Origin of the sequence: Halorubrum shenae, from assembly GCF_051194165.1 — an archaeon.
Taxonomy (GTDB): Archaea; Halobacteriota; Halobacteria; order Halobacteriales; family Haloferacaceae; genus Halorubrum.
Genome location: NZ_JBLZNI010000005.1, coordinates 14,598 through 27,515 on the forward strand (window position 1 = coordinate 14,598; position 12,918 = coordinate 27,515).

At 67.4% G+C, this 12,918-nt stretch carries 7 protein-coding genes; 4 read left to right on the top strand and 3 right to left on the bottom strand.

Translation table 11 applies throughout. The annotated features are described in order from the left end of the window. Window positions 1-55 precede the first annotated feature (55 nt). The 3 genes from leuS (at window position 56) to ACNS88_RS07675 (ending at window position 8,575) form a co-directional block, all read left to right on the top strand. Entirely contained in the window at window positions 56-2,728 is a 2,673-nt protein-coding gene (gene leuS / locus ACNS88_RS07665) for a leucine--tRNA ligase (protein WP_435095332.1), read from the top strand. A gap of 170 nt (window positions 2,729-2,898) precedes the next feature. Beyond that, window positions 2,899-5,538 carry a PAS domain-containing protein gene (locus ACNS88_RS07670; RefSeq protein WP_435095335.1) on the top strand — a complete coding sequence of 880 codons (2,640 nt, stop codon included), beginning with the start codon at window positions 2,899-2,901 and terminating at the stop codon, window positions 5,536-5,538. Window positions 5,539-5,644: 106 nt separating this feature from the next. Beyond that, complete coding sequence (locus ACNS88_RS07675; RefSeq protein ID WP_435095338.1) at window positions 5,645-8,575, top strand: DEAD/DEAH box helicase; 2,931 nt, start codon at window positions 5,645-5,647, stop codon at window positions 8,573-8,575. Between the two features lie 550 nt (window positions 8,576-9,125). On the opposite strand, the gene ACNS88_RS07680 is transcribed toward ACNS88_RS07675, so the two are convergent. From ACNS88_RS07680 to ACNS88_RS07690, 3 genes are read right to left on the bottom strand one after another with little or no spacing between them, the layout of a single operon-like run. Further along, entirely contained in the window at window positions 9,126-9,743 is a 618-nt protein-coding gene (locus tag ACNS88_RS07680) for a dolichol kinase (RefSeq protein ID WP_435095341.1), read from the bottom strand. A gap of 3 nt (window positions 9,744-9,746) precedes the next feature. Continuing rightward, a complete protein-coding gene (gene glyS, locus ACNS88_RS07685) occupies window positions 9,747-11,543 on the bottom strand; it encodes a glycine--tRNA ligase (RefSeq protein WP_435095344.1) in 1,797 nt (598 codons plus the stop codon). After that, window positions 11,544-12,392: a CBS domain-containing protein gene (locus ACNS88_RS07690; RefSeq protein WP_435095347.1), complete on the bottom strand. Its 849-nt coding sequence runs from the start codon at window positions 12,390-12,392 to the stop codon at window positions 11,544-11,546. A gap of 281 nt (window positions 12,393-12,673) precedes the next feature. On the opposite strand from ACNS88_RS07690, the gene ACNS88_RS07695 reads away from it, so the two are divergent. Further along, window positions 12,674-12,895 (top strand): DUF7556 family protein, encoded by a 222-nt coding sequence (locus tag ACNS88_RS07695; RefSeq protein ID WP_435095350.1) that lies wholly within the window; start codon window positions 12,674-12,676, stop codon window positions 12,893-12,895. Window positions 12,896-12,918: the final 23 nt, after the last annotated feature.

Genomic DNA, 12,918 nt, shown 5'->3' on the forward strand with positions numbered 1-12,918 from the left:
GCACCACTGGATGGAAAGCTATACGACGCCGACCCGACCACGAGTATATAAGCAGATGTCTCAGGAGGGTTACGACCACACTGCGGTCGAGAAACGGTGGCAGGAGGCGTGGAACGACGCCTCCGTGTATCGCACGCCGGACGAGGTGGACGATCCCACCTACGTGCTGGGAATGTACCCGTACCCGTCCGGGAAACTCCACATGGGCCACGTCCGAAACTACACGATCACGGACGCGTACGCCCGGTATCGCCGGATGCGCGGCGACGACGTGCTCCATCCGATGGGGTGGGACGCGTTCGGGCTCCCCGCCGAGAACGCGGCCAAGGAACGCGACACCAACCCCCGCGACTGGACGTTCGACTGCATCGACACGATGAAAGGCCAGATGCAGTCGATGGGGTTCGGCTACGACTGGGACCGCGAGGTCACCACCTGTACCCCTGAGTACTACCAGTGGAACCAGTGGCTGTTCCGGCGGTTCCACGAAGCGGGGCTCGTCGAGCGCCGCGACGCCGAGGTGAACTGGTGTCCCTCCTGTGACACCGTCCTCGCCGACGAGCAGGTAGAGGGCGACGACGAGCTGTGCTGGCGGTGTGACACCCCCGTCGAGACCCGCGATCTGGACCAGTGGTTCCTGGAAATCACGGAGTACGCCGACGAACTGATCGATGCGATCGACGGGCTGGAGGGCTGGCCCGACTCCGTGCGCCAGATGCAGCGCAACTGGATCGGCCGGCAGTACGGGACGACGCTGGATTTTGACATAGCGGACCACGGCCCCGTCGAGGCGTTCACCACCCGCGTCGACACGATCCACGGCGCGACGTTCTTCGCGCTCGCGCCGGACCACCCGATCAGCGAGGAGCTGGCCGCCGAGGACGAAGACGTGCGTCACTTCATCGAGGAGGAGGCCGACCCAGAGGGCGACGAACCCAACGGCGTCGCGACCGATCTGACCGCCACCAACCCCGCCACGGGCGAGGAGATCCCCGTCTTCGTCGCCGACTTCGTCCTCTCTGACGTGGGGACGGGCGCGCTGATGGCAGTGCCCGGCCACGACGAGCGCGACCACGCCTTCGCCGAGAAGATGGGCGTCGACATCGAGCCGGTGATCGCGCCGGAGCCCGACGGCTGGGACGGCGAGATGATCCCGGACGCGCCCGACGTGAGTGAGGCGGCGTTCACTGACGACGGCGTCGTGATCAACTCTAGCGAGTACAGCGGCCTCGACAGCGGGACGGCCCGCGAGCGGCTCACCGAGGACATCGAGAGCGCCGAGGCGACCACCCAGTACCGCCTCCGCGACTGGGGGATCTCCCGGCAGCGCTACTGGGGGACCCCGATCCCGGTCGTCCACTGCGACGACTGTGGCTCGGTGCTGGTGCCCGAGGAGGACCTGCCGGTCGAGCTGCCGGAGTTCATCAACACGACCGGGAACCCGCTCGACGCCGCCGAGGAGTGGAAGCAGACGACCTGTCCGGAGTGCGGCGAGCCGGCCACCCGCGAGACCGACACGATGGACACGTTCGTCGACTCCTCGTGGTACTTCCTGCGCTACGTCTCGCCCGGGAACGAGGACGTGCCCTTCGATCTGGACCGCGCGAACGACTGGATGCCGGTCGACCAGTACGTCGGCGGTATCGAACACGCCGTGATGCACCTGCTGTACTCGCGGTTCGTCACCAAGGTGTTGGCCGACGAGGAGGAGCTGGACCACCGCGAGCCGTTCACGAACCTGCTGGCGCAGGGGATGGTCCAGCTGGAGGGCGAGAAGATGTCCAAATCGAAGGGGAACACGGTCTCCCCGCAGCGCATTGTCGACGAATATGGCGCCGACACGGCCCGCCTGTTCATGATGCAGGCCGCCCAGCCCGAGCGCGACTTCGACTGGGCCGAGGAGGGCGTCAAATCGACGCATCGCTTCCTGGCGCGGCTGACGGACCTGGTCGAGGCGTACGCGGCGGGCGACGCGCCGACCGCCCCTGCCGACGCCGACCGCGATGAAATCGACGACTACGTCGCCGGCGAGATCGACGCCGCTGTCGCCATCGCGGGCACGGAGTACGACGACCTGACGTTCAACGTCGCGCTCCGCGAGGCGCAGGACCTCGTGGGGACGCTCCGGAGCTACCGGGGTCACGCCGACCCGCATCCGGAGACCTACGAGCGCGGGCTGGACGTGGCCGTCCGCCTGCTCGCACCGGTCGTGCCGCACCTCGCCGAGGAGCTGTGGGAGACGCTGGACCGCGACGGGTTCGTCGTCGAGGCCGACTGGCCGACGGCGACGGCCGACCGCGAGACGGTCGAACGCCGCCGCCGGCTGGTCGCGAACACCCGCGAAGACGTGCGCGACATCGTCGACGTCGCGGGGATCGACGATCCCGAACGGATCGACGTGGTCGTCGCGCCCGACTGGAAGTACGACGCGCTGGAGATCGCGATCGACAGCGACGCCGACAACCTCATCTCGGAGCTGATGGGGGAGCCGCACATCCGCGAGCGGGGCGACGACGCGGCCTCCTACGGACAGGACCTGCAGGCGAACCGCGAGGCGCTCCAAGAAACGCTGTCGGGCGACGACGAGTACGACGCGCTGCGCGCGGCCTCGTGGCTGATCGAGCGCGAGTTCGACGCCCCGGTCCGCGTCGAGCGCGCCGAAGACGCCGACGACGCGGTGGTCAGGAAGGCGGAGCCCGGTCGGCCCGCGATCGACATCGTCGAGTAGCGATCCGCGGCTCCTTTTTAAGTGTGGCCGGTGGTCCCGACCGGCTTCGTCGCCGCCGCGGACGTGTTCACCGCCCGCGTCGTCGTCCTCGACATCATTACCACGTCGCCTGACACGTCAGCACCCACACTGTTATCCTTTGCCTGAACCTACTGACTACTAAGCGAAAAATGGACGAGAATTCACATTCGAACAAAACCGCTGACGCGTTTGGCGTAGCCGGCGAGGGGGTCGACACCGTGTACGAGTCGATTTTCCACGAGGTCGACGATGCCGTTTTTCTCATTGCGGTTGCGCGGACCGAGGACGGGTATGAGTTCACGTATCAAGAGAACAACACCGCACACCAGGAACTGACGGGGCTCTCCGTCGACACGATACGCGGTCAGACGCCGAGAGAACTCCTCGGCGAGGAGCAGGGTTCGGCCGTCGCCGCCAACTACCGCCGGTGCCTCGAACAGGGAGAGACGATCGAGTACGAAGAGCGAATCACGTTCCCGCGCGCAACGAGCCACTGGCACACGAAACTGACGCCGATCACCGAGGACGGAACGATAACGCGGATCGTCGGCGTCGCTCGGGACGTCACCGCGCAAAAGGAACAGGAGCGGGAGTATCAGCGCACGTACCGCGAGTTCCAGACCGTGTTGGAAACAATGTCGGCGGCGGTGTTTCTGAAAGACGCCGACGGGCGGTATCTGCTGATGAATCAGGCGTGCCGCGACCTGCTCGATGTCGATGAGGACCCCGCCGGGATGACCGACGAGGACCTCTTCCCGCGGGAGGTTGCGGAACAGGCTCGGTCGGATGACCGCCGAGTCCTCGAGAACGGAGCGCAGATCGAACTGGAGGAGACGATCCCGACGGTCACGGGCGAGAGCGTCCGTCTGACCCGAAAATCCCCCGTGTACGACGACGATGGAGAGATTGTGGCCGTCTGTGGCGTCTCGACAGACATCACCGAACAGAAAGAACGAGAACGAGCGCTTCAGCAGCTCAAAGACCGCCTCGAACTCGCGGTCGAAGGTGCCCAACTCGGTGTCTGGGACTGGGACATGACCACCGACGAGGTCGAGTTCAACGAACAGTGGGCGCAGATGCTCGGCCACTCGCTCGACGAGATCGAGCCGCACCTCGACGCGTGGGAGCGGCGCGTCCACCCCGACGATCTCGGCGCTGTCGAAGCGTCCCTGTCCGGCCACATCGCGGGCGAGACGACGTACTACGACACGGAACACCGGATGCGCACCGCGAGGGGCGAGTGGAAGTGGATCCGCGATATCGGGAAGATCGTCGAGCGCGACGACGACGGGGAGCCGGTTCGGGCGGTCGGCATCCACCTCGACATCGACGATCAGAAGCGACGCGAAGAGGAGCTGGAGGAGACGAAACAGCGGCTCACCGTCGCGCTCGAAGGCACGAACACCGGCGTCTGGGAGTGGGACCTCGCGACTGACGAGGTCGTTTGGACCGAGTCGATAGAACGGCTGTTCGGCGTCGAACCGGGCAGCTTCGAGGGGACGTACGACGCTTTCATCGAGTACGTCCACCCCGACGACCTCCCGGAACTGGAGCGGGCGCTCGAAGAGACGATAGCGACGGGCAGGCCGCTTCGATCGGAGTATCGGATTCAAACCCCCGACGACAGACAGCTGTGGGGAGAATCGCGCGCCGAACTCGTCGAAGACGACGACGGGTCGCGTCGGATGGTCGGGATCATCTCGGAGGTCACGTCGCGGAAGGAGTACGAACTCGCCCTCGAGGCGACCCGCAAGGAGCTGCGCAAGATCATCGATCTCGTCCCGGACCTCGTGTTCGTAAAGAACCGCGACGGCGAGTACCTTCTGGCCAACGAGGCGACCGCGGACGCGTACGGGAAGACGCCCGAGGAAGTGGAAGGGAAATCGGAGGGAGAGATTATCCCGGAAGCCGACGATTCCGCGGCGTTCCGCCAAGACGACCTGGCGGTGATCGAGTCCGGCGAGCCGAAGACGATCGGCGAAGAGACGCTGACGACCGCCGCCGGCGAGACCCGGGTGTTCCAAACGACAAAGATCCCCTACGAAGTACCGGAAACGGGGGAAGACGCCGTTCTGGGGTACGCCCGTGACGTGACCGAGCTCAAGGAGTACGAGCGGACGCTCGAAGGGCAACGGGACAGCCTCACCCTGCTCAATCAGGTGGTTCGCCACGACATCCGGAACCAGCTGATGGTCGTGGAGTCGTACACCGAACTGCTCGAGGACTCGCTCTCCGACGATCAGAGTCGAACGTACGCGCGGACGGTCATCGAGGCGGCGAAGCAGGCGTCCGAGATCACGAAGACGGCCAAAGACGTCACCGACGTGCTGCTACAGGTCGGTATCGATCGGTGCCCGATGGACCTCCGCGCCGAGCTCGTCGAGCAGATAGCACAGATCCGGTCGGATCAGGACCGCGCGACGGTCTCCGTCGACGGGGAGATTCCCGACGTGACGGTGCTGGCCGACGAGTTGCTGGAGGCGGTGTTCCGGAACCTGCTGACGAACGCGGTCACCCACAACGACAAGGACGTGGCCGAAATTGCGGTGTCGGCGCGAGTGTCGGACGACACCGTCTGCGTGTCGATAGCCGACAACGGCCCCGGAATCGCGGACGAGCACAAAAAGCAGATCTTCAAAGAAGGTGAGAAGGGCCTTGAGAGCGGCGGCACGGGGGTCGGACTGTACCTCGTCAAGACGCTTGTCGACAGGTACGAGGGCGAGATCCGGGTCGAGGACAACGAACCGACGGGCAGCGTGTTCGCCGTCGAACTGCCGATCGCCGATTGAACGGATCGGGGGCCGATCGCGGACGTGGGTGGGGCCGATCGCTCGCACGGATCTCACACAGCGACGACCTTAATCGGCTGAGCGCCCAACATTCGACGATCAGAGAATGGCGGAACCGTCTGGCATGGACGCGTTCGCGCACCTCGGGAGCGAGGTCCGCGAAGCGCTCTCCGAGCAGGGGTTCTCGACGCCGACGGAGCCCCAACGCGAAGCGATCCCCCCGCTGGCCGACGGGAAGAACGCGCTCGTTCTCGCGCCGACCGGGACCGGAAAGACCGAGACCGCGATGTTGCCCGTCTTCGACGCGATCGTCGAGGCTCGGGATTCTCCGGGCGACCAGCCACGCGACGGAATATCTGCCCTCTACATCACCCCGCTCCGCGCGCTCAACCGCGACATGATGGACAGACTGGAGTGGTGGGGCAATCGACTCGACGTCGAGGTCGACGTCCGCCACGGCGACACCACCCAGTACGAGCGGAGCAAACAGGCCGACGATCCGCCGGACGTGTTGATCACGACGCCGGAGAGCCTGCAGGCGATCCTGACGGGCTCGAAGATGCGCCTCGCGCTCGAAGACGTCGCGCACGTGGTGATCGACGAGGTCCACGAGCTTGCCTCGGCGAAGCGCGGCGCCCAGCTCACGATCGGGCTCGAACGCCTCCGTCGCGTAGCGAGGCCGTTCCAGCGGGTCGGGCTCTCCGCGACCGTGGGCACCCCTGAAGAGGTCGGGAAGTTCCTCGTCGGATCGGGGAGACGCGATCCCGACCGCCCCGGCGACCGCGCGTTCGAGATCGTCGAGGTCGCGGCCGGGACTCGGACCGATGTACGGGTGCTCGACCCGCCGATCACCGACCGCGACACGACCCTCGCCGGCGAGCTGGCGGTCGACGAGACGACCGCGAGCCACGTCCGGACGATCCGCGAGATCGTCGCCGACCACGCGTCGACGCTGATCTTCGTCAACACGCGACAGACCGCGGAGGCGCTCGGCTCGCGGTTCAAGACGCTCGCGGAGCGGGAGCGCGAGCACGCGGGTGACGACGGGGAGGCCGACGCCCCCACCGAGATCGAAGTCCACCACGGCTCGCTCTCGAAGGACGTGCGGATCGACGTCGAGGACCGGTTCAAGTCGGGGGATCTGGACGGACTCGTCTGCACCTCTTCAATGGAGCTCGGGATCGACGTGGGCCGCGTCGACCACGTGGTCCAGTACGGGAGCCCGCGCGAGGTCGCCCGGCTGCTCCAGCGCGTCGGGCGCGCGGGCCATCGTCGCGACCTCGTGTCGGAGGGCACGGTCGTGACGCAAGGCGGCGACGACACCCTCGAGGCGCTGGCGATCGCCCGCCGGGCTGGCGCCGAGCTCGTCGAGCCGGCCGCGATCCACCACGGGAGCTTAGACACCGTCGCGAACCAGATCGTCGGGGTCGTGATGGACGAGGGCGACGTCCACGCCCGCGAGGCGTACGAGGTCGTCACGAGCGCGTATCCCTTCCGGGACCTCGCCGAGGAGACGTTCCAGGAGATCGTCCGCGAGCTCGACGGCAACCACCTGCTGTGGCTCGACGAGGGATCGGACACCTTAGAGAAGTCGGGCGGGACGTGGCAGTACTTCTACGCGAACCTCTCGATGATCCCCGACGAGTCCACCTACGAGGTGTACGACATGTCCTCGCGGCGGCAGATCGGCACCCTCGACGAGCGGTTCGTCGTCAACTTCGCCGGCCCGGGCGAGACCTTCATCCAGCGCGGCGAGCTGTGGCGCATCACCGAGGTCGACGAGGAGGAGGAGCAGGTGAACGTCACGCCCATCCCGGACCCGACGGGCGAGGTGCCCTCGTGGATCGGCCAAGAGATCCCGGTTCCGAAGCCCGTCGCCGAAGAGGTCGGGCGGATCCGCGGTGAGGTCGCCGAGGCGCTTACGGCGGGGTCGACGCCCGAGGCGGTCGCGAGCGACCTCGCGGACCGGTACCCCGCCGACGAGGAGACGATCGCAGCCGCCCTGAAACCGGTCGTCGACCACGTCGACGCCGGCCACCCGGTCCCCACGGACCGCCGGATCGTGATCGAGGGGAGCGCGCGCACGGTCGCGGTCAACGCCGCCTTCGGCCACGAGGTCAACGAGACGCTCGCGCGCCTGCTCGCGGCGCTCGTCGGCCAGCGAGCGGGCTCGTCGATCGGAATGGACGTGGACCCGTACCGGATCGAGTTCGAGGTGCCCCGCGGCGTCGGCCCCGGCACCTTCCGCGAGGTGTTGGAGACGACCAACCCCGACCGGCTGGAGGCGTATCTCGAACTCGCCTTGAAAAACTCCGACGCGCTCAAGTTCACGCTCGCGCAGGTCGCCGCGAAGTTCGGGTCGGTCAAGCGCTACCGCGAGGGCCGAGGCCGGTTCGGGGGCGACCGCCTGCTCGCGGCGTTGGAAGGGACGCCCGTCTACGACGAGGCGCTCCGCGAGGTGTTCCACGCCGACCTCGCGGTCGACGAGACCGCCGAGATTTTGGAGGGCGTGCAGGACGGGTCGCTCGACCTCGCGATCGCTCGCGAGCGCACGCCGTTGGGGACCGCCGGCCGCTCGTCCGGCACGGAGTTCCTCGTCCCCGAAAACGCCGACGCCGACGTGATCGAGACGATCCGCGAGCGGATTCAAAACGACCGCGTCATCCTCTTCTGTCTGCACTGTGCCGACTGGACGCGCACGACGAAGGTCCGGCGCGTCCCCGACCAGCCCGAGTGTCCAGACTGCGGTTCGACGCGCGTCGCCGCCTTGAACCCGTGGGACGACGAGACGGTGACGGCGGTCCGGTCGTCGGAGAAGGACGAGGAGCAGGAGCGGCGCACCGAGCGCGCCCACCGCGCCGCGAGCCTCGTTCAGACGCACGGAAAGCGGGCGGTGATCGCGCTGGCGGCGCGCGGCGTCGGGCCGCACAACGCCGCGCGGATCATCAACAAGCTGCGCGAGGACGAAGACGAGTTCTACCGCGACGTACTCCGACAGGAGCGCGAGTACGCGCGGACGCAGTCGTTCTGGGACTAGACCGGGACGGGGGATCGATCGATTCTTAATCGGGTAACGACGCAGTTGCCCATTTATAAACGGCTGTCGCCGGTGATCTTGTGAGACGTGCTGTCACGGTATCGTTCGGTTGTTTATGAGTGATCGACGCCGGATCGGCAGCGAACACCTCCAAAGCCCCACCCGCGAGGAGCGAGGACGCTCGCTGCGCGCTTCAGTCGCTCACTTCGTTCGCTCCTTGCAGTGCTTACGTCGCCTCTTCGCTCCTCGCGGCTGCCCCTTTGAATCCCACCCCACACAGCAACCGCAACCTCATACCTCCCCAGCCTCGCGGCTCACGGCTCGCGGCTTCGCTGCTCGCGTTCGCCGCATCCCTCGCACGCGCTCCTCGCGGTCGCCGTTGGCGACCGCTCCGAGGCGCGCAGGGCGAGAGCGGAGCTCTCGCTTGCAGCCGGCGGCAACGCCGCCGGCGACGCCACCGCAATCTGTTTATAAATCGTCCAGTATCAGACTCGCGCTCACGCATTTCGCACCCGCTTCGTCTGCTCGTCGCCTGAACGCTTTCCCCGTCCTACCCCAACACCGCGACCGCGAGAAGCATCCCGCCGGCCGCGGCGGGCGGGATGGTGAGGTTGTCGTCGACGGCGACGCCGCGGATGATCGGCGGGAGCCCGTCGGCGACCGCGGCGAGGACCGCGCCGGTGAATGCGACGGCGACGCCGACGCCGGTCCCGAACGCGGGTACGGTGAACAGGAGCGCTAACGCGAAACTGACGAGAAACATTGCGATCCACGCAGTGGGACGCTTCGACTCGGTCGGGTCGTTGTCCCCGAGCGCGCCGCTAACGGGGTCGCCCACCGACAGCATCCACATCGCGGGGATCGCGAACGTCGGCTCCAACAGGAGGACCACGCCGGTCATGCTCACCTGATACAGCGCGTAGCCGGCGAGCGAGTCCGTCTCGTACTCCCGAGTCAGATGGTCGTAGAGGGGATGATCGAGCCCGACGACGAGCCGGAGGAACTCCAGCGTGAGGACGACGGCGAGCGCGGCCACGAGGAAGTAGCGCGTCTCCGTCCACGTGAACCAGCCGAGCAGGTACGGTACCGGGTAGAGGGTCCCTCCGGAGTGGACCAGCCGCCGCTCGAACTCCACCTCGGCCCGCCACTCCGCCGCCGGAAGGGGCACGAATTAGTTGGTCTCGACGTCGGTCGCGACGGTTTCGTACCGGTCCACTAGCGCGTCGAACTCGCCGCCCGCGCGGAGCGCGGCCAGTTCCTCCGCCAGCGCGTCGGCCGGAACGCGGACCTGGACCGCGGAGTCGCGCTCCCGGACGGTCACCGTCTCGGGGCCGTCGCCCTCGATCCCGTCGCGGTCGATCGTGACGCAGAACGGGGTTCCGACCTCGTCCTGGCGGCGGTAGCGCCGCCCGATCGAGCCGGAGTCGTCGTACGCGACCGCCAGCCCCGCCTCGCGGAGGTCGGCGGCGACGCGGTCGGCGAGGTCGGTCAGTCGCTCGTCGTTGGTCACGAGCGGGAAGACCGCGGCGTCCTGGGGCGCGACCTCGGGCTCCAAGGAGAGGTACGTCCGCGCCTCGCCGTCGACCTCGTCCTCGCTGTAGGCGTGCGCGAGCAAGGTCTGGACCGTTCGCCCCACGCCGAAGGAGGGCTCGACGACGTGCGGGGTGAGGTGCTCGCCGTTCTCGGTCACCGTCTCAACCGAGAAGTCCGCCACGTCGGCGTCGACCGCGTGGGTCTCCGCGTCGTCGCCCTCGCCCACCTCGACCGTCACCGTCTCGCCGTCGAACGCGTCGGGATCGCGCTCGGCGAGCGTGTCGAGCGCGTCGGCGACCGCGGCGGCGTCCCCGCCGAACTCGGGGCCGAGCACGGACATGTCCGGGTCGACGGTCGCGCGCTCGACCGTCTTCGGCTCGTCGTAGCGTTTGAACACGGTGAAGGCGTCGTCGCCGTACTCGCCGTGCTTCGAGAGGTCGTAGTCGGCGCGGTACGAGAAGCCCGCGATCTCGATCCAGTCGCCGTCGACCTCGCTCTCCGCGTCCCAGCAGTCGGACGCGTAGTGGGCGCGCTCGCCCGCGAGGTGCTGGCGGAACCGGAAGCGGTCGAGGTCGACGCCGATCCGGTCGTACCACTCCTTCGCGACGCCGAGGTAGTAGCCGACCCACGGGGAGCCGATGATCCCCTCGTCGACCGCCTCGCCGACGGTGGTCTCGACGTACTCGCCGTCCTCGGCCTGCTGTTCCGCCGCGGGGTACAGCCGGACCGACACGTCGCGCACGCGGTCCAGCGGCGGCTCGTCGTCTTCGGGGTCGATGAACTGCTCGAGCTCGGCCTGCGTGAACTCCCGCAGCCGGAGGAGCCCGCCGCGCGGCGAGATCTCGTTGCGGTAGGCCGGGCCGATCTGGGTGATTCCGAAGGGGAGGTTCCCGCGGGCGTACTCCTTCAGTCGCGGGAACTCGACGAAGATGCCCTGGGCCGTCTCAGGCCGCAGATAGCCGGGCTGGGCGTCGCCGGGGCCGATGTCGGTCGCGAACATGAGGTTGAAGGCCTCGACCGTCACGCCCGCGAGCGCGGTGCCACACGACGGGCAGGCGATGTCGTTGTCGGCGATGAGTTCCTCGACCTCCCCGCCGGGCAGCGCCTCGGCGTCCTCGATCTCCGTGACCGCCTCGACGAGGTGGTCGGCCCGGTGGGACTCGCCGCACTCGGGGCACTCGACGAGCATGTCGTCGAACCCCTCCAGGTGGCCGGACGCCTCGAAGACGGCCTCCGGCATGATCGTCGGCGCCTCGATCTCGCGGTTCCCCTCCCGGATGGTGAACCGGTCGCGCCACGCGTCCTCGACGTTCTTTTTCAGCGCCGCGCCCTGCGGGCCGAAGGTGTAGAAGCCGGCGGTGCCGCCGTACGCGCCGTTCGAGCCGAAGAAGAAGCCGCGTCGCTTCGCCAGCTCGACGATCGCCTCGGACGCCATTTATAAGCCCTCCAGCAGGTCGACGTCCCGGACGATGCCGTCGAGGTCGGTGCCGTTGACCAGCGGCACCTGCTCGATGTCGTTACTGATGAGCTCCTGTGCGACCTCCTTCGCGGTTCGCGTGCCGCTGACGGTGATGAGATCGCCGGTCATGAAGTGGTGGACCGCTTCCACGGGCAGCTCTACGTTTCGGGTCGGAAGGTAGCGGGCACCGGTCGCCTTGATCCCCTCCCAAGACCACTCGGAGTCCTGTTCGGCGATGGAATCGCCCGTGCTGGCCTCGCCCTCGACGACGCGGGCGACTTCCAGCACGTCGACCTCGGTGAGCATCCCGGCGAGCGCGGCGTCGTCGTCGAGCACCACGGCGTAGGGGACGTTCGCCAGCCCGATCTCGCGCTCGGCGACCGGCAGCGGGGTCTCCGTGTGGGTCGCGTTGACCGCGCGGGTCGCGAGCCCGCCGACCTCGGTGTCGCCGTCGATCTCGCCGCGAGCGATGGCTCGCACCACGTCGGTGACGGTGAGGATGCCGACGAGTTCGTCGCCGTCGACCACCGGGAGCCGGCGCGAGTTCTCGGCGACGATCGTGGCGGCGGCGTCGCGGATCGTGTCGGCGGCGTCGACCGTCGGTACCTCGCGCATCAGCAGCGCGAGCTGGTCTTCGTCCGGCTGCTCGATCAGGTCGTCCCGAGAGACGAGCCCGCGATACACCTCGTCGCCGTCGACGTCCTTCACGACCGGCACCGACGAGAAGCCGTACTCCTGTATGTACTCCAACACGTCGTTCCGGCTCCCCGGAATCTCGACGACGACGAGATCTGACCGCGGCGTCATGGCGTCTGAAACGTTCATGCACCGTCTTACTCCGTGCCACCTCTTGTATACTGCGAAGGTGATTCGCCAGCGGTCGGCGGTCGACGGCGGGTTCTCTCCGGTGTTCGTCGGCCCCGAATCAGCGATTCTGACAACGAACTACTTTGTTCGTCAGATCAACGCCCTAATACGGTAATTGTCTCGTGATCGAAGACTGACACGGCTTCTCGTCCCCCGATCTTTCCGTCAGATCGCGGATCTACCGACCGCGAACGATCTCGGTCCGGAATGCTTATACATACTGTGAACAATTCACAATCATGTCACGGAGTTCCACTCCATGGGACGACCCGGACCCCGATCACCGCCGGACGGCGCTGCCGACGGATCCGGCGCTCGACGCCGCGGACTCCCCAGACGTCATGGCGTCTATCGACTCCGCATCGTCCCGACCGGAGCTCGTGATCGCTGACGTCTCTCGCGAGAACGCGTGGGTCTCGGTCGACGAGACCGACGCCACCGTCCTCGAAGAGTGGTGTTGAGTCCGCTGTAGCGGGCCCTCGTT